This window comes from Paraglaciecola marina, from assembly GCF_004360155.1.
GTDB classification, from domain to species: Bacteria; Pseudomonadota; Gammaproteobacteria; order Enterobacterales; family Alteromonadaceae; genus Paraglaciecola; species Paraglaciecola marina.
The window spans coordinates 174,296-198,617 of sequence record NZ_SAIS01000001.1; the positions used below are offsets into that span (position 1 = coordinate 174,296).

24 protein-coding genes are annotated in these 24,322 nt (G+C 39.5%); 23 read left to right on the top strand and 1 reads right to left on the bottom strand.

Annotated features, from left to right (window positions below; all coding sequences use genetic code 11):
• Positions 1 to 12: 12 nt before the first annotated feature.
• From fliM to EOK74_RS06955, 23 genes are all read left to right on the top strand, one after another.
• Positions 13 to 1,071, top strand: a complete 1,059-nt coding sequence (gene fliM / locus EOK74_RS06845) for a flagellar motor switch protein FliM (RefSeq protein ID WP_133469247.1) — start codon at positions 13 to 15, stop codon at positions 1,069 to 1,071.
• Between the two features lie 33 nt (positions 1,072 to 1,104).
• On the top strand, positions 1,105 to 1,524 hold the full coding sequence (gene fliN / locus EOK74_RS06850) for a flagellar motor switch protein FliN (protein ID WP_133469248.1): 420 nt from the start codon (positions 1,105 to 1,107) through the stop codon (positions 1,522 to 1,524).
• A gap of 31 nt (positions 1,525 to 1,555) precedes the next feature.
• Positions 1,556 to 2,005, top strand: coding sequence for a flagellar biosynthetic protein FliO (gene fliO / locus EOK74_RS06855; RefSeq protein ID WP_133469710.1), 450 nt, complete (start codon positions 1,556 to 1,558; stop codon positions 2,003 to 2,005).
• Complete coding sequence (gene fliP, locus EOK74_RS06860) at positions 2,002 to 2,757, top strand: flagellar type III secretion system pore protein FliP (RefSeq protein ID WP_133469249.1); 756 nt, start codon at positions 2,002 to 2,004, stop codon at positions 2,755 to 2,757. Before fliO ends, fliP begins: the two co-directional genes overlap by 4 nt.
• 37 nt (positions 2,758 to 2,794) lie before the next feature.
• Complete coding sequence (fliQ, locus tag EOK74_RS06865; protein ID WP_133469250.1) at positions 2,795 to 3,064, top strand: flagellar biosynthesis protein FliQ; 270 nt, start codon at positions 2,795 to 2,797, stop codon at positions 3,062 to 3,064.
• Positions 3,065 to 3,096: 32 nt separating this feature from the next.
• Entirely contained in the window at positions 3,097 to 3,876 is a 780-nt protein-coding gene (fliR, locus tag EOK74_RS06870; protein ID WP_133469251.1) for a flagellar biosynthetic protein FliR, read from the top strand.
• Positions 3,877 to 3,888: 12 nt separating this feature from the next.
• Positions 3,889 to 5,013: a flagellar biosynthesis protein FlhB gene (gene flhB, locus EOK74_RS06875; protein WP_133469252.1), complete on the top strand. Its 1,125-nt coding sequence runs from the start codon at positions 3,889 to 3,891 to the stop codon at positions 5,011 to 5,013.
• A 93-nt stretch (positions 5,014 to 5,106) separates the two neighbouring features.
• Positions 5,107 to 7,206 (top strand): flagellar biosynthesis protein FlhA, encoded by a 2,100-nt coding sequence (gene flhA / locus EOK74_RS06880; protein WP_133469253.1) that lies wholly within the window; start codon positions 5,107 to 5,109, stop codon positions 7,204 to 7,206.
• 42 nt (positions 7,207 to 7,248) lie between these two features.
• Positions 7,249 to 8,553, top strand: a complete 1,305-nt coding sequence (flhF, locus tag EOK74_RS06885; RefSeq protein WP_133469254.1) for a flagellar biosynthesis GTPase FlhF — start codon at positions 7,249 to 7,251, stop codon at positions 8,551 to 8,553.
• Positions 8,550 to 9,416: a MinD/ParA family protein gene (locus tag EOK74_RS06890; protein WP_133469255.1), complete on the top strand. Its 867-nt coding sequence runs from the start codon at positions 8,550 to 8,552 to the stop codon at positions 9,414 to 9,416. Before flhF ends, EOK74_RS06890 begins: the two co-directional genes overlap by 4 nt.
• Positions 9,413 to 10,144 (top strand): RNA polymerase sigma factor FliA, encoded by a 732-nt coding sequence (locus tag EOK74_RS06895; RefSeq protein WP_133469256.1) that lies wholly within the window; start codon positions 9,413 to 9,415, stop codon positions 10,142 to 10,144. Before EOK74_RS06890 ends, EOK74_RS06895 begins: the two co-directional genes overlap by 4 nt.
• 54 nt (positions 10,145 to 10,198) lie before the next feature.
• Positions 10,199 to 10,582 carry a chemotaxis response regulator CheY gene (gene cheY / locus EOK74_RS06900; RefSeq protein ID WP_133469257.1) on the top strand — a complete coding sequence of 128 codons (384 nt, stop codon included), beginning with the start codon at positions 10,199 to 10,201 and terminating at the stop codon, positions 10,580 to 10,582.
• Positions 10,583 to 10,615: 33 nt separating this feature from the next.
• Positions 10,616 to 11,380, top strand: a complete 765-nt coding sequence (locus tag EOK74_RS06905; protein WP_133469258.1) for a protein phosphatase CheZ — start codon at positions 10,616 to 10,618, stop codon at positions 11,378 to 11,380.
• Positions 11,381 to 11,393: 13 nt separating this feature from the next.
• Positions 11,394 to 13,541 carry a chemotaxis protein CheA gene (locus tag EOK74_RS06910; protein ID WP_133469259.1) on the top strand — a complete coding sequence of 716 codons (2,148 nt, stop codon included), beginning with the start codon at positions 11,394 to 11,396 and terminating at the stop codon, positions 13,539 to 13,541.
• Between the two features lie 71 nt (positions 13,542 to 13,612).
• Entirely contained in the window at positions 13,613 to 14,722 is a 1,110-nt protein-coding gene (locus EOK74_RS06915) for a protein-glutamate methylesterase/protein-glutamine glutaminase (RefSeq protein ID WP_133469260.1), read from the top strand.
• Between the two features lie 98 nt (positions 14,723 to 14,820).
• Positions 14,821 to 15,600 carry a ParA family protein gene (locus tag EOK74_RS06920; RefSeq protein WP_133469261.1) on the top strand — a complete coding sequence of 260 codons (780 nt, stop codon included), beginning with the start codon at positions 14,821 to 14,823 and terminating at the stop codon, positions 15,598 to 15,600.
• Positions 15,597 to 16,343 carry a chemotaxis protein CheW gene (locus EOK74_RS06925; RefSeq protein ID WP_133469262.1) on the top strand — a complete coding sequence of 249 codons (747 nt, stop codon included), beginning with the start codon at positions 15,597 to 15,599 and terminating at the stop codon, positions 16,341 to 16,343. Before EOK74_RS06920 ends, EOK74_RS06925 begins: the two co-directional genes overlap by 4 nt.
• Positions 16,336 to 16,830 carry a chemotaxis protein CheW gene (locus EOK74_RS06930; RefSeq protein ID WP_133469263.1) on the top strand — a complete coding sequence of 165 codons (495 nt, stop codon included), beginning with the start codon at positions 16,336 to 16,338 and terminating at the stop codon, positions 16,828 to 16,830. Before EOK74_RS06925 ends, EOK74_RS06930 begins: the two co-directional genes overlap by 8 nt.
• Positions 16,831 to 16,915: 85 nt before the next feature.
• A complete protein-coding gene (locus tag EOK74_RS06935) occupies positions 16,916 to 17,326 on the top strand; it encodes a DUF2802 domain-containing protein (RefSeq protein WP_133469264.1) in 411 nt (136 codons plus the stop codon).
• Between the two features lie 268 nt (positions 17,327 to 17,594).
• The gene (locus tag EOK74_RS06940; RefSeq protein ID WP_133469265.1) at positions 17,595 to 18,515 is read left to right on the top strand and encodes a homoserine O-succinyltransferase; all 921 of its coding nucleotides are present in this window, start codon (positions 17,595 to 17,597) and stop codon (positions 18,513 to 18,515) included.
• Positions 18,516 to 18,555: 40 nt separating this feature from the next.
• Positions 18,556 to 19,614, top strand: a complete 1,059-nt coding sequence (locus EOK74_RS06945) for a homocysteine S-methyltransferase family protein (RefSeq protein WP_133469266.1) — start codon at positions 18,556 to 18,558, stop codon at positions 19,612 to 19,614.
• Between the two features lie 9 nt (positions 19,615 to 19,623).
• Positions 19,624 to 22,272, top strand: coding sequence for a methionine synthase (gene metH, locus EOK74_RS06950; RefSeq protein WP_133469267.1), 2,649 nt, complete (start codon positions 19,624 to 19,626; stop codon positions 22,270 to 22,272).
• Entirely contained in the window at positions 22,272 to 22,862 is a 591-nt protein-coding gene (locus tag EOK74_RS06955; RefSeq protein ID WP_133469268.1) for a DUF938 domain-containing protein, read from the top strand. Before metH ends, EOK74_RS06955 begins: the two co-directional genes overlap by 1 nt.
• Before the next feature lie 4 nt (positions 22,863 to 22,866).
• Here the strand turns inward: EOK74_RS06955 and EOK74_RS06960 are convergent, their stop codons facing one another.
• Entirely contained in the window at positions 22,867 to 24,039 is a 1,173-nt protein-coding gene (locus tag EOK74_RS06960; protein ID WP_133469269.1) for a GNAT family N-acetyltransferase, read from the bottom strand.
• Between the last annotated feature and the right edge of the window lie 283 nt (positions 24,040 to 24,322).

Sequence of the window (24,322 nt, forward strand, 5' to 3'; positions counted from 1 at the left end):
GAGAGAGTAAGATTGAGCGATTTATTATCCCAAGACGAGATTGACGCGCTACTTCATGGAGTAGATGACGTTGAAGAAGAGGACGTTTCCGAAAGCGTATCCGAAGGGTCTGCGATGGAATATGACTTTTCCTCGCAAGATCGTATCGTCCGAGGCCGTATGCCAACACTAGAGATCGTCAATGAACGGTTTGCTAGACACATGCGGGTGAGTCTTTTTAACATGATGCGCCGTTCAGCTGAAGTATCGATTAATGGTATTCAGATGACTAAGTTTGGAGAATATATCCATACTTTATTTGTGCCGACAAGTTTAAACATGGTTAGGTTTCGCCCATTAAAAGGGACTGGCTTGATCACTATGGAAGCTAGGCTAGTGTTTATTTTGGTTGATAACTTTTTTGGAGGTGATGGTCGTTATCATGCCAAGATAGAAGGTCGGGAGTTTACGCCTACCGAACGGCGAATCATTCAAATGTTGCTTAAGTTAATATTTGAAGATTATAAAGAAGCATGGGCACCAGTAATGGATGTATCCTTTGAATATCTTGATTCCGAAGTTAACCCCGCTATGGCCAATATCGTTAGCCCAACAGAGGTAGTAGTAATAAGTTCTTTCCATATTGAACTTGATGGTGGTGGAGGCGATTTTCATGTGTCATTGCCATATTCAATGTTAGAGCCCATTCGAGAGTTATTAGACGCTGGTGTACAAAGTGACAAAGAAGATACAGATTTAAGGTGGAGTAAAGCGTTACGTGATGAAATCATGGATGTAAAAGTTGAACTGTCAACGCACATGATGGATATCGATATGACGTTGGAAGAGGTAATGGATTTTGAAGCGGGTCTTATTATCCCCATCGAAATGCCAGAGCATATTACCGTTATGATTGAAAAATTACCGACATTTAGGGCAAAAATGGGTCAATCAAGAGAAAGTCTTGCCCTTAAAATAATAGAAAAAATTCCGCGACCGACTTCAGTTAAGTCTGAGTTGCAATTGTTAACTAAAGGTGGACGTCGCATCGATAACGACGCCGAACTGCAAACCCTCGAAGATGATTGGTAAGTCTGTGTCATCGAATCGAGTATGGAGTAGAAAATGAGTGAAGAAGATGGTTTAGATGATTGGGCTGCGGCTATGGCTGAGCAAGCAGATGAAGAGGCAAAAGATGAAGAAGCTAAAGACGATTTTGGTTTAGCCGCTGAAGTCGCAGAGCTTGACGAGTTTGATGAAGATAGAGAAATTACGCCTAAGGAAAAACGTAAGCTCGACACCATATTGGATATACCTGTCACTATTTCTATGGAAGTAGGCAGGAGTAATATAAGTATTCGTAATTTGTTACAGCTAAACCAAGGATCTGTTGTTGAATTAGACCGCGTAGCAGGTGAGCCATTAGATGTTTTAGTTAATGGCACGTTGATTGCTCATGGAGAAGTAGTAGTGGTCAACGACAAATTTGGTATTCGCTTAACAGATGTTATTAGTCAATTGGAAAGAATCAAAAAGCTTAGGTAAAAAAAACACATGTAAAACATGGGCTTGGCGTATGCTTGGCCCATTTTTATTGTTCTCTAATCGAGCGTTTTCAGCAGCGCAAGACCTCACAAATCCCTCATCTATACTGTCAATTTTCCTCTCTTTATTGCTTGTTGTAGGCGTGGTTTTTGTGATTGCCTTTCTAATGCGACGGTTTAACGTCACTCAGTCTGGTTCATCAAACTTAAAAGTAGTTGCTTCAATGATGGCCGGCACAAGAGAAAGAGTGATGGTGATCGAAGTGGGCAATGAACAACATTTAGTAGGGGTAACCGCCCACAACATTAATCATCTAGCTAAACTTAGTCAGCCTTTACCTGATGATTCAGCAACGGGTAACGATAAGTTTAAGGGTAAGTTAGCCTTGTTCATGGCTGGAAAGCTCAGTCCTGCGATAGCTGATAGCCAACAAGCCAAAACTACTGAGCCAAACACACCTAAGCAAGGAGACATGCCATGAATAAAAATGGGCTAAGGATTTTGCTGGTTTTGGCGTTGGGTGCCTTTAGTTTTTCTGTCTATAGTGCTCCAGGTATTCCGGCGTTAACGCTTACTGATAATCCTGATGGGACTCAAGATTACACCATGACCTTGCAAGTTGTGGCAATCATGACAGCTCTCAGTTTATTGCCAGCCTTTGTGATGATGATGACGTCTTTCACGCGAATTATTATCGTCTTGTCTATTTTACGGCAAGCTATAGGTTTGCAGCAGTCTCCTTCAAATCAGATATTAATTGGCGTTAGCTTATTCTTGTCTATGTTCATCATGGCTCCAGTTTTTGAGAAAATAAATGAAACAGCTCTTCAGCCATACCTAAATGAAGAGATTACGTCTATCCAAGCTTATGAAATCGGTAAACAGCCATTAAGGGCTTTTATGTTGGCACAGACTCGGGTTAAAGATTTAGAAACGTTTGTGCAAATAGGCGGTATGGATGGTCAGTTTCAAGATCCCGCAGATGTCCCTATGAATGTACTAATCCCCGCTTTTGTGACCAGTGAGCTAAAAACCGCCTTTCAAATTGGCTTTATGTTGTTTATACCCTTCTTGATTTTGGATTTGGTGGTGGCGTCTATTTTAATGGCCATGGGTATGATGATGTTGTCTCCTATGATTGTATCTCTGCCATTTAAGCTAATGTTATTTGTGCTAGTAGATGGTTGGAATCTTATATTTGGAACTCTAGCTAATAGCTTTGGAATGGGGTGACCAATGTCAATCCTTGTAAGCATAATGGAGTATTTTGATGAGTCCTGAGGTATTCGTAGAGATTTTAAAAGAAGCACTCCAAATGGTGATTTTGTTGGTGTCGGTTATTATTTTACCTAGCTTATTTGTAGGTTTAATTGTGGCTGTATTTCAAGCAGCCACATCAATTAATGAGCAAACAATGAGTTTTTTGCCTAGGTTGATTGTGACCTTGTTAGCCTTAAGTTGGGGAGGACATTGGCTTGTGCAGAAGTTGATGGACTTCACTTTTACTATGGTTGAACGTATACCTGAAGTGGTTGGTTAATTTTAATGAGTATAGAAGGTAGTATTTAAATCGTGGAATTCGCTACTTCTACTATCACCCAATATTTAGCAGATTTACTGCTACCGTTTATGCGGATATCCGGTATGTTTGCTTCCATGATTGGTTTGAGTGCTCAAAGTGTACCGCCCACCACAAGAGCTTTATTGACGCTATTTCTTACCTTAATCATCATGCCTGTTATTCCTCCTGTTCCTGTTGTGGAAGTATTTTCGGTGGGGACTTTTGTATTAGTGATTCAGCAACTAATAATTGGTATTGCCTTAGGGTTCTTATCAAACATGGTATTGAATACTTTTGTATTAGCTGGGCAAATTGTGGCTATGCAAACCGGTTTAGGTTTTGCATCCATTGTCGATCCTGTTAATGGCATTAATGTACCAGCTGTTGGGCAATTCTACTTAATATTAGCGACATTACTGTTTTGGTCTTTGGATGGGCACTTAGCCATGATTAGAATGGTCGTAATGAGTTTCGAGGCTTTTCCTATTGGGGAGGCGTGGTTCTCACCCGAGCAGTTTAAAGAGATTGCCCATTGGGCTGGTTGGATGTTTGTTTCCGCACTGACCTTGTCTTTAGCTCCTATTGTTTCGTTACTCATTGTTAATTTAGCTTTTGGGGTAATGACGAAAGCTGCCCCGCAGTTAAATATTTTTAGCATTGGCTTCTCTATTGCACAGATTATGGGCCTATTCATTATGTGGTTAACGCTAGGGAACTTAACACACCACTTTGAGTTATTGTGGAACCGTGCACAAACTACTATGTGCCAATTGGTTTTAGTGTGTTCTTAAAGGAGGAAAGCTATGGCTGATGCAAATGAAAAAACAGAAGACCCCACCTCCAAAAAAATTGAGGACTCCCGAAAAAAAGGACAAGTTGCAAGGTCTAGAGAATTATCAACCACTCTAGTATTAGTGGCCAGTGCCATCGCTTTTTTGATGATAGGAGCGCAAATTGCCAGTGCTGTTTTTGAAGTCACACGTCGAACTTTTACATTATCTCGAGATGAGACTTATGATTTTAAACACATGTTTCAGGTCTGGGGGTTTGCGATAGAAACCATAAGTTTTCCAGTTTTGTTCTATATGCTGATTGTCACCGTCGCAGGTATCTACGGGAATATAGCCCTAGGCGGGTATAACTTTACATGGCAGGGAGCCTCGCCAAAAGCGAGTAAAATTAGTCCTATTGCTGGGATAAAGCGTATGTTTGGTATGAATAGTATTGTCGAACTATTTAAAGCGATTGCAAAATTTTTGGTAGTGGCCACCATGGCTTATATATCGCTTATTATTTTTCAAGATGAAGCGTTACATTTAGATTTAGAGCTTTACCCCCAGAATATATTTCATGCGCTTGATCTTATTGCTTGGGCTTTTCTACTCATGTGTTGTGCACTGATACCCATTGCAGTTTTCGATGTACCTTATCAAAGCTTTAAACATAATAAAGAAATGAAAATGTCGCTGCAGGAAGTTAAAGACGAACGGAAAAACTCTGACGGTGATCCACAAGTAAAAAATCGTATTCGTAAATTACAATACCAGGCTGCGGCCAATCGAATGATGCAAGAAGTGCCCAATGCTGATGTGGTGGTGACAAACCCAACTCATTTCTCTGTTGCTCTGAAATATGACCAATTAGGTACAAGAGCCCCAACACTTGTAGCGAAAGGTGTAGATGAAATGGCCATGCATATACGTAAAATTGCTAAAGCTCATGATGTACCCATTGTGGCGTCTCCCATCCTAGCTAGGGCTATTTACTATTCAACAGAGGCTGACCACGAAATTCCTGAAAAGTTATTTATGGCGGTTGCTCAAGTGCTGGCTTATGTATATCAATTGAAAGCCTTTAAACAAGGTAAAGGGAAGCGACCTAATCCTCTCAAGTCTAATCTGCCTATTCCACCAGAATTACGAAGATAAACTAAAATTTAGGGTATATTCGAATTTTGGCGCACTAGTTGCTTTTGTGTAAATAACTCATAGATTACAAGTAGAAGCGTCAATATTTCGTTTATGGAACTCACTCCTTACCTAAATAGATTTAACAAAAATAATCTTAAAACCGCGGCATCAGGTTTGGGCGCGCCAATTGTATTATTGGCTATTATGGGGATGGTTATTTTACCTATGCCCGCGTTCTTATTAGATATTTTGTTCAGCTTCAATATCGCACTTTCTCTGGTTGTTATTTTGGTTTCAGTGTTTACTAAGAAGCCCGTTGATTTTGGGATTTTCCCCTTAGTGTTGTTAATCGCCACCGTTTTACGGTTAGCATTAAATGTTGCCTCTACGCGAATAGTATTACTTGAAGGGCACGAAGGTGGAGACGCAGCAGGTAAAGTTATTCAAGCATTTGGTGAAGTAGTCATTGGCGGAAACTATGCGGTTGGTATAGTGGTATTTGCTATCTTGCTAATCATTAATTTTAAAGTAGTCACTGCAGGTGCTGGCCGTATATCAGAAGTGAGTGCTAGATTTACCTTAGACGCTATGCCTGGTAAGCAAATGGCTATAGATGCTGATTTGAATGCTGGTTTTATTGATTCAGATGAAGCTAGAAAGCGCCGTATTGAAATCACTAGCGAAGCTGATTTTTATGGTTCTATGGATGGTGCGTCGAAGTTTGTAAAAGGTGATGCTGTAGCTGGCTTGTTTATTATGTTGATCAATATAGTCGGTGGGCTCTTTATTGGCATGATCCAACATGACTTAAGTTTTGGGCAGGCAATTGAAATATATACTTTATTAACAATTGGGGATGGCCTGGTAGCTCAAATTCCTTCACTACTTCTCTCAGTTGCAACCGCTATTATAGTTACTCGAGAAAATGACTCACAGGAAATGGGGTCAGAATTAAGTAAACAGCTTGGAAACCAACAGGCCCTGTATATTACATCTGGTGTTTTATTTGTGATGGGAATAGTTCCAGGTATGCCGCATGTCGCTTTTTTAGGGTTTAGCGCTGTTGTTGGTGGATACGCCTATTATAACTATTGGCGAGCACAAAAAATTGCAAATGAGCCTAAGACAGTTAGTAACTTACCAGAGCAAAATCAGCAACCCGCTGAAGTAAAAGAATTGGGATGGGATGATGTTCAACATGTTGATACCATTGGACTAGAGGTCGGTTACCGTTTAATCCCTTTAGTTGATAAAGCCCAAGGAGGTGAGTTATTAAACCGTATTAAAGGGGTGCGGAAGAAATTATCTCAAGAGTTGGGCTTCTTAATCCCACCAGTACATATCCGTGACAACTTAGATTTAAGTCCAAATAATTACACCATAGCTATGTTGGGTGTCACGGTAGGTGAAGCCGAAATAAGTCATGATGATGAACTTGCTATTAATCCGGGACAGGTTTTTGGAAAGCTTGAAGGTAAAGTAACAAAAGATCCCGCTTTTGGGTTAGATGCTGTATGGATTAGAGCAAACCAAAGGGAGCATGCGCAAACCCTTGGTTATACAGTAGTGGATGCCGCAACTGTAGTGGCAACGCACTTGAGTCAGTTATTAACTAATAATGCATACCAATTGTTAGGGCATGAAGAAGTACAGCAATTGTTAGATATGTTAGCTAAAAATAGCCCTAAATTAGTGGAGGGCTTAGTACCCGATATCTTACCCCTGAGTACAGTGGTTAAAGTTCTACAAACTATGTTGTATGAGGGTGTACCTATTAGAGATATGCGAAGTATAGTGCAAACTTTGTGTGAATTCGGACCCAAAAGCCAAGATCCTGATGTACTAGTGTCAGCAGTCCGAATTGCTCTTAAGAGATTGATTGTTCAAGAAATAAATGGCGGCACAATGGAAATCCCAGTGATCACTCTAGCGCCTGAGTTGGAACAGATGTTGCACCAGTCTTTACAAGCTGGTGGTGCTGATGGGGCTGGTATTGAACCAGGCCTAGCAGAAAAACTTCAAAGCTCATTGAATGAGGCTTCACAGCAACAAGAATTGGCTGGTGAACCAGCAGTTTTACTGACTTCAGGTATGCTCAGGCCTGTGCTGTCTAAGTTTTTGAAACATTCTGTGAGTGGATTACACGTTTTGTCCTATCAGGAAATTCCAGATGACAAACAAATTAAAATTGTAAGTGCAGTAGGTCAATAATCTGACGGTTAAATATCGGATTAATGAGCTAAAGGGGGAAATGTGAAGATTAGACGATTTTATGGCAAAGACATGCGAGAAGCACTTAAACAAGTTAAAGACGAGTTAGGTGGCGATGCGGTAATCATGTCAAACAAAAAGCATGCTGATGGTATAGAGATTGTTGCTGCATATGACAAAGAGCCTGATGCTCAGTTGGTTAGTAAAAATAGCAATGATGAAGCCAATCTAAAATCAACCAATAAAATCCCCTCTTTAAGTGAGATTATTGGTGATACTGCTCCCGATAGTTTAAAAGCTCTATTAGAAAAGCAATCCCAGTCTGCCAGTAAAAAAACTGAGGCCTTAGAAGCTTACCAACCACAAGAGTCCACGCCCCAAAGTCCTAGCCGAGCAGAAAAGCAACGACCAAATAATCAAAATGATGCACTTTCAGAAATGAGACAAGAGTTATCTTCCTTAAGAAATATCCTGCAATTCCAGGTGTCAGGGTTAATTGCTCAAGAAAAGCAAAGGCAGCATCCTCTACACGGCTATCTATTAGAAAAATTACATAATATGGGAATTTCAAATAATTTGGCTGAAGAGGTGGTTTCATATACACCTGAATCGTCAGATGAGCGTCAGGCTTGGTTATTTCTTCTAAAGTTACTCGCAAATAAGTTACAAACCAAACAGGATGATATTTTATCGCAACCTGGCGTAGTTGCTCTAATGGGGCCGACTGGCACAGGAAAAACTACAACTATCGCAAAATTAGCGGCTCAAGCTGTAAAAAAATATGGAGTTGAAAATGTTGCGGTGATTACTTTAGATAATTACCGAATTGGTGCGTTTGACCAAATTGCTACTTACGGTAAAATTATTGGGTGCCCTGTGAAGCAAGCTCAGGATGCAAGTCAATTAACTGATTTACTTTATCAATTTAAAAATAAACGCTTAGTATTAATTGACACTGCGGGTTATAGTCAGAAAGATGCAAGATTAATCAAGCAGTTAGATACAATAAAGCAAAATTCATGTGTTAACATACGTAAATATTTAGTCATACAAGCCAATTGTCAGTATCGAGCAATGCAACAAACAGTAAATGAATATAGGAAGATTTCTTTGCATGGGTGTATATTGACAAAATTAGATGAATGTTACAGTTTAGGGGAAGCCATAAGTGTGGCAATAGAAAACAAATTACAGATTTGTTATTTAGCGGACGGACAAAGAGTGCCAGAAGACTTGCAGTCAGCCAGTACAAAACATTTAATAACAAGCGCAGCGAAGCTTTATAAAAAATATGCTTTAATTCATACTAGAGCTAGTAAAGTTAATAGTGAAGTAGCGGCAATATGATTGAGGACCAAGCGAGTAGTCTAAGAAGAATGAATCAATCTAGATTAATTAAAGTTATTGCTGTAACAGGCGGTAAAGGTGGAGTAGGGAAAACTAATGTTACCCTAAACACGGCTATTTCAATGGCGCAACAAGGCAAGCGAGTTATGGTACTTGATGCCGACTTAGGTTTGGCTAACGTTGATGTGTTATTGGGGTTAAGGGTTGAAAAAAACTTATCGCATGTATTATCGGGTGAGTGTACTTTAGACGATGTACTAGTAGAAGGACCTTACGGTATCCAGATTGCACCTGCGACTAGTGGTAGCCAGTCAATGACAGAGTTGACACCAACAGAGCATGCAGGGCTTATTCGGGCCTTTAGTGAACTCCAATCTCAGATAGATGTGTTGATTGTAGATACTGCAGCTGGTATATCGGATATGGTTTTAAGCTTTTCTAAAGCAGCTCAAGATATTTTGGTCGTAGTGTGTGATGAGCCCACCTCGTTAACTGATGCATATGCATTGATAAAAATATTAAATAAAGAACACGGGATCTTTCGCTTTAAAATTGTAGCTAATATGGTGCGCAGCTTACGTGAGGGTGATGAGTTGTTCTCCAAACTTACTAAAGTGACTAATAGGTTCTTAGATGTAGCACTAGAGTTAGTTGCTGTTGTGCCTTTTGATGAAAATGTACGTAAGTCTGTAAGAAAGCAAAAAGCAGTTGTTGAGGCCTTTCCCGCAGCTCCTGCCGCTAAAGCGATAAGAGGGCTGGCCCAAAAAGCAATTAGTTGGCCAATACCAAATCAACCAGGCGGACATTTAGAGTTTTTCCTTGAGCAATTGGTAACCAAAAAAGCAATGGATGACAACAGGTGAGTAGTAAGGCTTCAGCTTATCAACAATTGGCCGATAAAAATGATCTGGTAGAACGCCACGCATCATTGGTTAAACGTATCGCCCATCATTTAATGGTGAGATTACCGGCGAGTGTTTTGGTTGACGATTTGATTCAAGCTGGGATGATCGGACTGCTAGAAGCCTCTAGGAATTTTGATGGCAGTAAAGGTGCAAGCTTTGAAACCTTTGCTGGTATTAGAATTAGGGGCTCGATGTTAGATGAAATAAGAAAAGGTGATTGGACTCCTCGTTCCGTTCATAAAAATGGCAGGGCTATCACTCAAGCTATAAATGAAGTAGAAAGAGCTACAGGCAGAGATGCTAGAGATATTGATGTTGCCGAAAAATTGCAAGTTAGTATTGATAGTTACCATCAAATGCTGAACGAGGTGAATGCTGGTAAGATAATTGGTATGGAAGACCTTGGAGTAACCGAGGATGTAATTGGGACCGAGCAAACAAAAGGATCTGATGCTCCTTTTGAGGATTTAGTACAAGGTTCTTTTCAAAAGGCTCTTGCGCATACCATTACTACCTTGCCAGAGAGAGAAGCAATCGTTCTCTCTCTGTACTATGATGAAGAATTAAATTTAAGAGAAATAGGTGAAGTGCTTGATGTTAGCGAGTCTAGAGTTAGCCAGATACATAGCCAAGCTATGTTGAAACTTAAGTCTCGCATGCAGTATTGGCGTTCACAGGAAAATTAAAATGATAATAAATGGGTCAAAACAGTAGGTTTTGATTCTCACCGGAGGTGTTTTTTGGATAAGAACATGAAGATTCTTGTTGTTGATGACTTTTCGACAATGCGTCGCATTATCAAGAATTTACTTAAAGATCTTGGTTTTACAAACATACAAGAAGCGGATGATGGCAGTACTGCATTACCCATGCTTCAACAAGCTGCTTTTGATTTTGTTGTAACAGACTGGAATATGCCTGGGATGCAAGGTATTGATTTACTTAGAGCTATCAGAGCAGATGACAAATTAAAACATATTCCCGTTTTGATGGTAACTGCAGAAGCTAAAAAAGAGCAAATTGTTGCTGCAGCGCAAGCAGGGGTTAATGGCTACGTCATTAAGCCTTTTACTGCCGCCACTTTGAAAGAGAAATTGGCGAAAATTTTTGAACGTCTAGGTTAAATTCAGGCTTCCCTGAGTCCGAGGAGAGACTGTATGACTACCGTAAGTTCACCACCAATTTCTTTAGAAGATGCTAAGAAGTTGGTAAATTTGATTGAAAGTGGTGATAACCAAGCAGCCCATGAGCTTCTTGATAACGCTGGAAAACATAACTCAGTTGAATTATTTGCAGAAGTAGGAAAACTAACAAGGCAATTACATGATTCGTTAAATCATTTTCAACTAGATCCTCGAATTGCTGATTTGGCAAATGAGAGCATTCCAGACGCACAGAGCCGGTTAACATATGTTATGGAGGCGACTGAAGAAGCTGCCAATAAAACTATGGATCTAGTGGATTCTTGCATGACAGTTGCAACAGACTTAAACACTGGTTTTTTAAACTTACAACCTGATTGGAAAAAGCTAATGGCACGAGAGCTTAAATTGGGTGAGTTTAATGAGTTAGTAAAGCGTATGGATGACTTTTTGTTAAGTGGTGTGGATTGTACGAGTAACCTGACGGGGTTGTTAACAGAAGTGTTGATGGCTCAAGGTTACCAAGATTTAACGGGTCAAGTGATCCGCAGAGTGATTGAGTTAGTTAAAGAAGTTGAAGATAGTTTAGTTGATATGTTGACTATATTTGGTGGCCTTGAATTAAAGGCTAATGATCAGCTAAGCGAAAAGTCTAACAAATCTGATAACAAGGCCGATAAAGTTAAGGCTGAAGGTCCAATCTTGGACGCAGACAGTAGAGAAGATGTGGCGTCTAATCAAGATGACGTCGATGATTTGCTTTCGAGTCTAGGGTTTTAGGGGTACTGAAAATATGGCGTTTGATGTAGATGAGGAAATATTACAAGATTTTTTAGTGGAAGCTGGTGAAATCTTAGAGCAACTGCAAGAGCAGTTAGTTGACTTGGAGAACAATCCAGAAGATGCTGATTTACTCAACGCGATATTCAGGGGATATCATACAGTTAAAGGTGGAGCTGGTTTCTTATCTTTAACTGAGTTAGTAGAGATATGCCATGGCGCTGAAAATGTTTTTGATATTATGCGAAATGGTCAGAGAACGCTTACCCCTGAATTGATGGATGTTATTTTGCAAGCCACAGATTGTGTGGTCGTGATGTTTGATAATGTAAAAGCTGGTGAGCCTTTAGTGGCAGCTGAGCAGTCTCTTATAGAAACACTTACTAGGTTAAGTAAGCCCGAATCTGAAGATGAGGTGGCCACGGTTGAAGAAGTGGTTGAAGAAGTAGTAGAGCAAATTCCTGAAGAGGCCCCAGAGCCAACGAGCACGGCATCAGCAGATTCTGATGATTTCAGTGAAGATGAATTTGAAGCACTTTTAGATGAACTACATGGAAATGGTGCTCCAGTGTCGAAAGAAGACGCGCCCCCTGCAGGTAATGCAACGGATACTGGTAGTGATGAAGATATCAGTGATGATGAGTTTGAAGCTTTATTGGATCAGTTGCATGGCAAAGGCCAATTCAAAGCCGAAGAAAAAACAGAAGCAGCATCATCTGATAGTAATTCTGCACCTACGAACGCTTCAGGTGATGATATTACTGATGATGAATTTGAAGCACTACTAGATGAATTACACGGCAAAGGCAAAGGGCCTGTTGACGAGAAAAATGTCGCCAAGCCTGAAAATAAAGCTGTAAAAGAAGTTAAGAAAGCTGCAACACCAGCTAAAGATTCTGAAGCTAAAGTTAGTCAGGCAAAAGCGCCTGCTAAAGCTGCAAGTAAACCAGTAGCTAAAAAAGAAGAGAAAAAGCCTGCCGCACCAGTACAAGGTGAAACAACAGTTCGTGTTGATACTAAGCGTTTAGATCAAATTATGAATATGGTGGGAGAGCTAGTTTTAGTGAGAAACAGGTTGCTAAGTCTAGGAGTTAACGTCAATGATGAAAGTATGTCAAAGGCTATAGCTAACCTAGATGTTGTTACTGGTGACTTGCAAGGCGCTGTAATGAAAACCAGAATGCAGCCAATTAAGAAGGTATTTGGGCGGTTCCCCAGAGTTGTACGTGACCTTGCTAGAACTTTGAAAAAAGAAATCACCTTAGAATTAGAAGGTGAAGAAACAGATTTAGATAAAAATCTAGTTGAAGCATTAGCAGACCCTTTAGTGCATTTGGTCCGAAACTCTGTTGACCATGGTATTGAAATGCCAGATGAGCGTAAGGCCGCAGGAAAGCCAACTTTGGGTACTGTTAAATTATCGGCATCACAAGAAGGAGATCATATTCTTCTAAGTATTGTTGATGACGGTAAGGGCATGGATCCAGATAAACTAAAAGAAATTGCAATTTCTAGAGGTGTATTGGATGCAGATGCCGCTGCTAGAATGACAGATGTTGAAGCGTTTAACCTAATTTTTGCTCCAGGCTTTTCGACTAAAACTGAAATATCAGAAGTGTCAGGACGTGGCGTTGGCATGGACGTGGTAAAAACCAAGATTAATCAATTGAATGGTACGGTAAGTATTGATTCTCAAATGGGGGTTGGAACAACTTTAGAAATAAAAGTCCCATTAACTCTAGCTATTCTACCTACTTTGATGATTGTCATTGGAGAGCAAACATTTGCTCTGCCATTAGGCTCAGTAAATGAAATTATTAATATGGATGTTGAAAAGACAAATACAGTGGATGGTCAATTAACCATGATCGTTCGTTCTAAAGCTATCCCGCTGTTTTATTTGGGGGAGTGGCTTAATAGAAGTAACGCTGGGTTTGATAAATCTAAAGGTCATGTAGTGGTAGTGCAGATTGGTACCCAGCAACTTGGCTTTGTAGTTGATGCTTTGATTGGTCAAGAGGAAGTAGTAATAAAACCTTTGGATGAATTGTTACAGGGCACACCCGGTATGGCGGGAGCTACTATTACAAGCGATGGTGGCATTGCCCTTATTTTAGATATCCCTGGGTTACTTAAAAGATATGCGGCTAAGAAAACATAAGCAGTGAAGTTCAGATATGCCATCTAAAACCTCATGTAAAGTAAAGTTTTAAACAAGGTAAGTAGGCGAAAATGGCTTATAGGATTCTAATTGTTGATGATTCAACTTTTTTTCGTCGTAGAATCACCCAAATACTAGAGCAAGATAATGAACTTGAAGTAGTTGGTGAAGCGAAAGATGGTCTAGAGGCTCTAGCTGAAGTTAAACGGTTAAAGCCAGATGTAGTAACTATGGATGTTGAAATGCCAGTTTTAGATGGTATTTCAGCAGTAAAAAATATAATGGCGATGGCTCCTGTTCCCATTATTATGTTTTCATCATTAACGAGTGAAGGCGCTAAGGCTACGTTAGATGCTTTAGACGCTGGAGCTTTAGACTTCCTACCTAAGAAATTTGAAGACATCGCTTTAAATCGCCAAGAAGCCGTGCGTTTATTGCAAAGCCGTGTGAAAGCGCTATGCCTCAAGAAAAGTGCTTTGGGGAAGTCTAACACTAGTATTTCTAGACCGGCAAATAATGAATTTCTTCTAAGTCGACCACCCCCTAAGGTGGTTACACACACTAGCCAAAATAGTCGCAAAGAGGCTAGCCAAATTACTCACAATTATGGGTGCTTGGCTATTGGGGCTTCAACAGGGGGGCCTGTTGCTCTTCAAAAATTATTGACTGCTTTGCCGGCAAGTTTTAAGACCCCTATTATAGTGGTACAACATATGCCAGGGACGTTTACCAAAGCATTTGCTAAACGTTTGAATGATTTATGCAAAATACAAGTTAAAGAAGGTGAGCAAGGAGATACACTGCTGTCAGGTGTTTGTTATATTGCACCTGGTGGCAAGCAAATGAGTGTTCAAGGACGTGCGAACTCTGCTAGGTTAATTGTTTCTGAGGCAGAAAAATTCCCCGAATGCGTTTATAAACCAAGTGTAGATGTAACTTTTGATTCTATATGTGATGTTTACGGTGGTAATGTTTTAGCTGTGATCTTGACTGGTATGGGGGCTGATGGCAAAGAAGGGTGTCGTAAACTAAAACATAGAGGCGCTACTATATGGGCCCAAGACGAGAAAAGTAGTGTTGTTTATGGTATGCCGCAGGCTGTTACGATAGCAAAAATAGCACAGCATAATTATGACATAGAACAAATGGCCGGACGCATTAAAGCCGAAATGCTAAAGTAAAATTGAAGGTGCATATTTGTGTTTTTAAAAATGAATAGAATTACCCAATTTAACGTTAAGTTTATATTTTTGGTTAATGATTGGGTCAAGGCTTAAATTTGATTACTTGGACTGTTGCTAATCAAAAAGGTGGAGTAGGTAAAACCACTACAACCGTTACTCTCGGTGGTCTACTTGCGCAAGCTGGAAAAAAGGTTCTTTTAGTAGATACTGATCCTCAAGCGTCTTTAAGTTACTATTTTGGTGTTGAATCGGAGCAGCTTTCGTCCAGCTTGTATAATGTATTCACTGCAGGGCAAGCTCTAACTAAAGATAATGTTCTAGACTGTTTGTGCTCAACTAAACTGGACTCACTTTTTATTCTGCCAGCGACTATGGCTTTGGCTACACTTGATAGAAAGCTAGGTTCTCAAAGTGGTATGGGATTAATTTTACGTCAAGCTTTAGACTTGGTTGCCGATGAGTTTGATTATGCGTTAGTGGATTGTCCTCCTGTATTGGGGGTTTTGATGATTAATGCTCTAGCTGCGTGTGATAGAGTTATTGTACCTGTGCAAACTGAGTTCTTAGCATTAAAAGGGTTAGAGAGAATGATGCACTCTATGGAAGTTATGCAAAAATCTCTATTAAAGCGCTTTGTTTATACGATTGTGCCTACAATGTATGATAAGCGTGTCAAAGCTGCGACTGGTTCATACAGTACTTTAACTCGTACCTATAAAGATAAAGTATGGATTGGGCTAATTCCTATTGATACCAAGTTTAGAGATGCTAGTGAAGCGCAGAGCCCGCCCTCAGTATATTGTCCTAAGTCTAGAGGGGTGTTTGCTTATACTAAGCTTCTAACTTATCTAGAGAAACTGGAAAATGAAAAATGAGTAGTAGGTCTTTTGCCGAAGAAGAGGTGATGGAAGATTACATGTCTGCACTTTTGACCGAAGGGCCATCATTAGAAGTGTCGCAGACTCAAGCTGTAGAGCAGCTATTAAAGTCAATACCGGCGCCAAGAAGTGAGCCTTTTGAAGTTTCAAAAGAAAAATCTGTAGAAACAGAGCCTGTTGTAGCTAAAGTTGTCAAGCCACAGGTCGAAAAGAAGATAGCAGCTGTTATAAAACCAGTTAATGAGTTAGTACAGGTTTTACCAACTGAGAATTTTCAGGTATTGATCTTTGAAGTTGCAGGGATGACTTTAGCGGTGCCCTTGACTGAGTTAGGTGGAATACATGAGTTTGAAAGTGTAAATCAACTTTTTGGAAAACCTGCTTGGTTTGAAGGTGTGATGTTACTTAGAGATGAAAAGTATAATGTAGTGAATACCATTAAATGGTTAATGCCAGAAAATGTTGTAGAAAAAGTGGCAGAATCTACAAAATATCAATATCTTATAGTACTAGGGGAAAGTAATTGGGGGCTAAGTTGTGAAAGCGTAGTCAACAATGTAACTTTGTCACCAGATGATGTGAAATGGCGTAACCTACAAGGTAGCCGTCCATGGGTATCTGGTATGATTAAAAAGAAAATGTGTGCTTTGGTTAATGTTAAACAATTAGTTAGTATGTTAGACCAAGGCTTAAGCAGTAACGATTTGCCTGATTCAGGCCGGAGCAATTTGAATGAGTGACGAAAGAAGTGCAAGCAATACGGTAGCCGCTAATGGTGATGAAGTTTTGCAGTGGGTGACTTATAAACTAGGTGAAGAAACTTACGGAATTAATGTAATGCAGGTACAAGAAGTACTGCGTTACACTGAAATAGCGCCAGTCCCTGGGGCCCCTGAATACGTTTTAGGTATTATCAACCTGAGAGGAAACGTAGTGACGGTTATTGATACCCGATCGCGTTTTGGTTTGCCGCCTTCAGAAATGACAGATAATACACGTATCGTGATTATAGAGTCAGACGACCAGGTAGTGGGTATCTTAGTTGATAGTGTTGCAGAAGTTGTTTATTTAAGGTCTTCTGAAATAGACAGCGCACCTAACGTTGGTACCGAAGAAAGCGCTAAATTTATTCAAGGTGTGAGTAATCGAGATGGTCAGCTACTTATCCTTGTTGATTTAGATAAACTACTAAACGATGAAGAGTGGAACGAAATTACAAATATCTAATTACTACCACGAGGTTTGGATTAACTAAGACAAGGTTAGACGTTTTAGATTGTAATTGAGAGTACATTACGAAATAGAGAAGTTTATGAGTCTTTCATTATTATTGGGCGTAGTAGCTTTGTCTATAGCGATGTTTTGCTTAGGTTTGTTTTTTAAGGTTTATAAACAAAGCAAGAGTGCTGAGGCTAGCACTCATATTCAATCAGATTTAATATCTGAGTTAACAAGGGAGGTTGATCAATTGCGGGAAGAAATCCACGAAGTCCGCAGTGGTAACTTTGGAATAAACAAACGGGTTAAGGACCTAATGCAAGAAATCGCAGCACTGCAATCCGCCCAGCAATTCTTAGCAGAACAAGATCCACAAAGTCGCTTCTACAATAAAGCAGCTAAACTGATTAATGAAGGTGCAAGCTTGTCTGATATCATTCAAGAGTGTGATATGCCAAAAGCTGAAGCAGAGCTTCTTTTTAATTTGCATCGAGATAAGAGCTAACTTCAGCTGCAACCTTAATTACATCCCCATAAGCGTTTTATAAGTCCCTCTAGGCCATTCATTTCGTTCCTTTGATTAAATACAAACATCGCTATTTTATTGAATATTGATGGCGGTTTGTTAATAAATAACCTTTAGTTCTACTCTCTACCGAGTATTTTTTGCTATTGGCTATACCTTTTCGTTTAGACGTCTAGACGTAAAGATGTTGACTTTTGCACGGTATTTGGCAAGATTGAATTTCAATATCATTAGCAGTGGAGCCATTATGCCTATTAGAATTCCAGGTAATTTACCCGCACAAAATGTCTTAAATAAAGAGAATATCTTTGTAATGGATACTCAGCGCGCTGCTCAGCAAGATATAAGGCCAATGGAAGTAGGTATCTTAAACTTGATGCCCAATAAATTGGAAACAGAAGAGCAGTTTTTACGGTTACTTTCAAATACGCCATTGCAAGTTAATATAGATTTGATCCGTATAGATAATCAAGCTCCAAAGAATACTCCTGCAGCCCATATGGACAATTTCTACGTTGAGTTCGATGCAATTTCACATAAGCAATATGATGGGTTAATTGTTACTGGAGCGCCATTAGCTCACTTAGCCTATAGTGATGTGAAATACTGGGATAAAATGACAATAATCATGGATTGGGCTCGTCGTAATGTTCAGTCAACTTTGTTTTCATGTTGGGCTGCTCATGCCGCTATCTTTCACTATTTTGGCATTAACCGTCGCATACGCGAACAAAAGTTAAGTGGGGTTTATCGACATTTCGTACAAAGCGATCATGAAGAACTATTAAGAGGGTTTGATCATACCTTTAATGCCCCGCAGTCACGTTATGGGGAAATTAGTATTGAAGAGTACAACTCGGTACCTGAGTTGAATGTATTAGCTAGCTCAAAAGAAGGTGGTGCCTACATAGTCGCTTCTGAGGATAAAAGGTTGGTTTTTGTGACAGGGCACCCTGAATACGATCAAGATTCTATAAAGTTAGAATACCAAAGAGATCTATTAATTAATAGAGATGTGCAAATCCCTGTAAACTACTTCACTGATAATGATCCTAGTAAAGAGCCTATTTTAAGTTGGCGAGCACATGGCAGTTTATTGTTTACCAATTGGTTAAACTACTATGTTTATCAAAATACACCGTATGATTTAGCAAAACTTTCTGAATAATAGAAAATTGTTAATAGAAGAGTAATAGAGAGGGTTAACTTTGAGTCACCGTATACCACAGCAGCAATTGATAGAAGCTGCACAGCAAAGAATATTAATACTCGATGGTGCTATGGGTACTATGATCCAAGAGCATAAATTGGAAGAGGCTGACTATCGAGGTGAGCGCTTTGCTGATTGGAAGTCTGATGTAAAAGGTAATAATGACTTATTGGTACTGACGCAGCCTAAATTAATCTATGACATTCATTGCGCTTATTTTGAAGCCGGAGCAGATATTATTGAAACTAATACCTTCAATGCAACTGCAATTTCAATGGCTGATTATCATATGCAAGAGTTAGCTAAAGAAATTAATATTGAAGCTACTAAGTTAGCAAGAAAAGCAGCAGACAAATTCACCGCTAAAACTCCAGATAAGCCCAGGTTTGTGGCGGGTGTTCTAGGGCCAACTAGTCGTACCGCTTCTATTTCTCCAGATGTAAACGATCCTGGGAAACGTAATGTCACTTTTGATGAGCTAGTTGAAATCTATGTAGAGGCTACCCATGGATTAATAGAAGGTGGTGCTGATCTTATTATGGTAGAAACTATTTTTGATACCTTAAATGCTAAAGCTGCAGTGTTTGCTGTGCAAACTGTGTTTGATGAGTTAGCTGTGACCTTGCCTGTAATGATATCAGGAACCATTACCGATGCTTCTGGAAGAACCTTATCAGGGCAAACAGCGGAAGCTTTTTATTATTCAATGAATCATGTGGACCCTTTTTCGTTTGGGCTTAATTGTGCATTAGGGCCTGACCTGTTGCGCCAGTATGTAGATGAAGTGTCTCAAATTGCTGAGTGCTTTGTTACCGCTCACCCTAATGCCGGACTTCCTAATGAATTTGGTGAATACGATATGGAAGCTGTGGAAATGGCTGAGCACATTGAAGAGTGGGCTGCTTCTGGGTTACTAAATATTGTAGGTGGATGCTGTGGTAGTACCCCTAACCATATAAAAGCTATTGCAGATGTCGTTAAAAAATATGCACCTAGAAAAATTGTCAAGCGAGAAGTTAAAATGCGTTTGTCTGGCTTAGAACCTTTTGTATTGTAGGCGGTTGTGATGAGTAAAAATGAAGTAGAAGTTGAACAACCTTCTCAAGCATCGGCGAATTTTGTCAATGTTGGTGAGCGAACAAATGTCACCGGCTCAGCAATGTTCAAACGTTTAATCCTTGAAGATGATTATGAGAAAGCGTTAGATGTTGCCAGGCAGCAAGTAGAGAATGGCGCGCAGATTATTGATATAAACATGGATGAAGCCATGTTGGACTCAGAAGCTGCAATGACTAGATTTTTAAACTTAATAGCCTCTGAACCCGATATCTCAAGGGTACCTATCATGATTGACTCTTCTAAATGGTCAGTCATTGAAGCCGGTTTGAAGTGTGTGCAAGGTAAGGCAATTGTTAACTCTATTAGTCTAAAAGAGGGGGAAGAAAATTTTCTCCATCAAGCTAAATTGCTTAAGCGATACGGTGCTGCAACTGTCGTTATGGCTTTTGATGAAGTAGGCCAAGCAGATACAGAAGACCGTAAGTTTGAAATCTGTGAGCGTAGTTATAAATTACTTACTGAAAAAATTAATTTCCCTCCACAAGATATTATATTTGACCCAAATATTTTTGCTGTGGCAACGGGCATAGAAGAGCACAACAATTATGCTGTCGATTTTATAAATGCCACCCGCAGAATTAGGCAGCATTTGCCCCATGCTCATATTTCTGGTGGGTTATCAAATGTGTCATTTTCATTTCGTGGTAATAACCCCGTTCGAGAAGCGATGCATTCAGTGTTTCTATTCCATGCAATTAAAGCTGGTATGGATATGGGGATAGTCAATGCTGGGCAGTTAGAGGTTTATGACCAAATTCCCGCAGAGTTAAAAAAAGCAGTAGAAGACGTTATTTTAAATCGTCATGATCAGGCAACAGATAATCTTCTAGAGCTTGCTCCAAAATATCAAGGTGGCGGTAAGGTTCAGGTAAAAGATAATTTAGAGTGGCGTCAATTACCTGTAAATAAACGTCTAGAGCATGCTTTAATCCGCGGGATCATGGATTTTATAGAAGAAGATACAGAAGCAGCCCGTTTAGAGGCAGATAAACCATTACATGTTATTGAAGGTCCGCTAATGGATGGCATGAACGTAGTGGGTGATTTGTTTGGTGAGGGTAAAATGTTTTTGCCTCAGGTGGTTAAATCAGCTCGAGTAATGAAAAAAGCGGTCGCTTATTTGAATCCGTTTATCAAACTTGAAAAAGACCAAGGAAGTAGTAACGGTAAAATCCTTCTTGCGACCGTGAAAGGGGATGTTCATGATATCGGCAAAAATATCGTGGGCGTAGTTTTACAGTGTAATAACTTTGAAATTATAGACTTAGGCGTGATGGTACCCTGTGCGAAACTACTTCAAGTGGCAAAAGATGAAAATGTAGACATGATAGGATTGTCTGGTTTGATTACCCCTTCCCTAGATGAAATGGTTCATGTTGCAAAAGAAATGCAGCGTTTAGATTTTGATTTACCCTTATTAATTGGAGGGGCGACGACATCAAAAGCACATACGGCAGTAAAAATTGAGCAAAATTATCAGCATCCTGTTGTTTACGTGCCCAACGCAAGTCGCGCGGTAGGTGTATGTCAAAAACTTATCACTCCTGAAAACCGAGCTGCTTATGCGCAAGAGTTATCTGCAGACTACGAGAAGGTTCGGGTGCAACATGCTAAGAAACAACCACGTACAAAACCTATAACGTTAGAACAAGCTCGTGCTAATGGTTTCCAGTACGATTGGCAAAACTATGAACCGCCTGTACCGAATAAGTTAGGGGTGACCAATGTCTCTTTAGGGTTAGCTGAACTAGTTGATTACATTGATTGGACGCCATTTTTCTTAACTTGGTCATTGGCTGGGAGATATCCGCGCATCCTACAAGATGAGGTCGTTGGTAAAGAAGCTCAAAACCTTTTTGATGACGCTCAAGCAATGTTAAAGACACTATGTGATAACCCTAAGCTTAAAGCTTCGGGTGTAATGGGGATCTTTCCTGCGAATCGAGTACAAGATGATATCGAGATTTATATCAATGAAAGCCGTGAACAAGTCGCCTATATTGCTCACCATTTACGACAACAGACAGAAAAACCTAAAGGGCCTAATAATTGTTTAAGTGACTTTGTTGCACCCAAAACATCAGGAAAAGCAGATTATCTCGGTGCGTTTGCAGTAACGTCAGGAACATGGGAGGACGAATTAGCAAAAGCGTATGAAGATGACGGAGATGACTACAATTCTATAATGGTTAAAGCATTGGCTGATCGCTTTGCTGAGGCGTTTGCAGAATATTTACATGAAAAAGTACGTAAAGAAATTTGGGGATATGTACCAGATGAAGCACTTTCTAACGAAGAGCTTATTCGTGAGAAATATCAAGGTATTAGACCTGCCCCAGGCTATGCTGCTTGTCCAGAACATACTGAAAAGCAACTAATATGGGATCTGCTTGATGTAGAGAAGAATACGGGGATGAAACTCACTGAGAGTTATGCAATGTGGCCAGGAGCCGCCGTTTCTGGATTTTACTTTTCTCATCCAGAATGTAGATACTTTGCAGTCGCTAAAATTCAGGAAGACCAAATGCTTGATTACGCTGCTCGTAAGGGCTGGGACAAAGTAGAAGCCGAAAAATGGTTAGGACCAAATTTATAATGACATTAATAGATAAGCCATTCAGTCAGTCTTGTGAAAATAATAAGCAAGTTATCCTTAATGTATTAGAGCTGGTTTTAAAAGACAGCTCTAATTTGCTAGAAATAGGCTCTGGAACAGGGCAGCATGCGGTATATTTTGGTGAACACCTCAGCCATTTAAAGTGGCAAACGAGTGATATGAAACAGAATCATAAGGGAATACTCGCTTGGTTAGCTGAAAGTGCAGCCAATAATATATCTGCTCCTGTTGAGTTTACACTTGGCAAAAGTGATTGGCCACAAGGTGAGTTTGATGCAGTCTTTACTGCGAATACTACTCATATTATGCAACCTTCAGAAGCTAAGATAATGATGCAGATGGTGGCTCAAAACTTATCTGACGGTGGTATATTTTGTCAGTACGGACCATTTAATATTGACGGCCAATATACAAACGAATCAAATAAAAGGTTTGATCAACATTTACAAGCTGAAGGCTGTGGAGGTATCAGAGATATTGCAGAGTTAGTGGGTTGGGCTAAAGGGGTGACTCTTGTAGAGAAAGTCATAATGCCAGCCAATAACTTTCTGCTGATTTGGCGTAAGTAGGTAGTTATTCTTTACTTGGTATTTGTCTGTAGGGCAAGAGTAATTCTGCCTGTGCCTTATATTGTTGTAAGCCTTCAGTCTCTTTATCAATGAATTTTGCTACTGCATCATGAAAAGCTAACTCAGCTAAAAAATGGTTGGAATAACAATAAATGGGTTCGAACCCCCTTAATATTTTATGTTCTCCTTGGGTGCCAGGGTTAAATGTATCGATATTGTTTTCTATACAAAACTCGATGCCTTGATAATAGCAACATTCAAAATGTAAATTTGAAATATCTTCTAAAGCGCCCCAGTAACGTCCACAAAGTTGATGGTTATCATAGATAAATAACGCACTTGCTATTGGTTTCTCCGTTTTATAAGCGACTACTAGCATGAGATTTTCTAGCATGTTTATATATAATTGTTCAAAAAATTGCTCTGTCAAATACCCCTCATGTCCACTTCTTTTTAAATAAGTTTGTTTGTAACAATGATAGAAAAATTTCATATCTTGTTTAGTTAACATATCACCATGGAGGCGTTTTACTTCAACCTCTTGCTCAACAACTTTTAGGCGCTCTTTTTTAACGCTTTTACGTTTTCTTGAATTGAAGGTGGTGAGGTAATCTTCAAAGGATTTATATTCTTTGTTAAACCATTGAAATTGTACTGAATGACGCATTAGTTGTTTGTGTTTGCTTAAGTTTTCGCTTACTGACTTTTCGACAAATAACCAATGCATTGACGACATTGCTAAATTTTTTAGTTGTTGTTCGATGGTCTCGCATAATGCTGTTAACAACACATTTTTGTCGAAACACTCTGCAGTCATCAATTTTGCTGCTGTTACAGGAGTATATGGAATGGCTGATACCAGTTTGGGATAATAGTTAATGCCATATTCTCTGTAGGTATTGGCCCAAGCAAAGTCGAATACGTACTCACCATAACTATGGGTTTTCTTATACAATGGCAATACGCCTATTGGCTCTGCGTCCTGATAGATGACTACATGCTGAGGATGCCAACCTGTTTGCCCACCAACACAACCAGTAGTCTCAAGATTATGTAAAAAATTATAATGACAAAATGGGCTCTGTTCTTTTGCGAAAGCATTCCAAGTGGTTTGGCCAATTTTTTCAATAGATGTGAAAAATTTGAATGTAAATAATAATGTGTTGTTAGATGACAATTATCAAATCTTCCAGAGTGATATTTTATCCTAAATATGACAGAGAAAGCCTAAAAAATCATTAAATTTACACTAATTCGTTTATTAGCGCAGCGTAAGCATAGTAAACACGAGCCTCAATGTGATAGTCGCTTTGTAGATTAGTTAGTTTGAATATGTGTCAATAAAAGGATTGCAGAATAACGGATCAGCAAATGATTTCAATAAACATAAAATTTCGCAAGAATTGATAAATTATTTCCTTCAGGAATGCCCATTTGATTCGTTCGAGTTAGCACAAAAA

Excerpts from the sequence above, each read along its gene's own strand:
- fliN (WP_133469248.1), top strand. The coding sequence starts at position 1,105 with ATGAGTGAAGAAGATGGTTTAGATGATTGGGCTGCGGCTATGGCTGAG.
- fliO (WP_133469710.1), top strand. The coding sequence starts at position 1,556 with ATGCTTGGCCCATTTTTATTGTTCTCTAATCGAGCGTTTTCAGCAGCG.
- fliP (WP_133469249.1), top strand. The coding sequence starts at position 2,002 with ATGAATAAAAATGGGCTAAGGATTTTGCTGGTTTTGGCGTTGGGTGCC.
- fliQ (WP_133469250.1), top strand. The coding sequence starts at position 2,795 with ATGAGTCCTGAGGTATTCGTAGAGATTTTAAAAGAAGCACTCCAAATG.
- flhB (WP_133469252.1), top strand. The coding sequence starts at position 3,889 with ATGGCTGATGCAAATGAAAAAACAGAAGACCCCACCTCCAAAAAAATT.
- flhA (WP_133469253.1), top strand. The coding sequence starts at position 5,107 with ATGGAACTCACTCCTTACCTAAATAGATTTAACAAAAATAATCTTAAA.
- EOK74_RS06890 (WP_133469255.1), top strand. The coding sequence starts at position 8,550 with ATGATTGAGGACCAAGCGAGTAGTCTAAGAAGAATGAATCAATCTAGA.
- EOK74_RS06905 (WP_133469258.1), top strand. The coding sequence starts at position 10,616 with ATGACTACCGTAAGTTCACCACCAATTTCTTTAGAAGATGCTAAGAAG.
- EOK74_RS06910 (WP_133469259.1), top strand. The coding sequence starts at position 11,394 with ATGGCGTTTGATGTAGATGAGGAAATATTACAAGATTTTTTAGTGGAA.
- EOK74_RS06915 (WP_133469260.1), top strand. The coding sequence starts at position 13,613 with ATGGCTTATAGGATTCTAATTGTTGATGATTCAACTTTTTTTCGTCGT.
- EOK74_RS06925 (WP_133469262.1), top strand. The coding sequence starts at position 15,597 with ATGAGTAGTAGGTCTTTTGCCGAAGAAGAGGTGATGGAAGATTACATG.
- EOK74_RS06930 (WP_133469263.1), top strand. The coding sequence starts at position 16,336 with ATGAGTGACGAAAGAAGTGCAAGCAATACGGTAGCCGCTAATGGTGAT.
- EOK74_RS06935 (WP_133469264.1), top strand. The coding sequence starts at position 16,916 with ATGAGTCTTTCATTATTATTGGGCGTAGTAGCTTTGTCTATAGCGATG.
- EOK74_RS06940 (WP_133469265.1), top strand. The coding sequence starts at position 17,595 with ATGCCTATTAGAATTCCAGGTAATTTACCCGCACAAAATGTCTTAAAT.
- metH (WP_133469267.1), top strand. The coding sequence starts at position 19,624 with ATGAGTAAAAATGAAGTAGAAGTTGAACAACCTTCTCAAGCATCGGCG.
- EOK74_RS06955 (WP_133469268.1), top strand. The coding sequence starts at position 22,272 with ATGACATTAATAGATAAGCCATTCAGTCAGTCTTGTGAAAATAATAAG.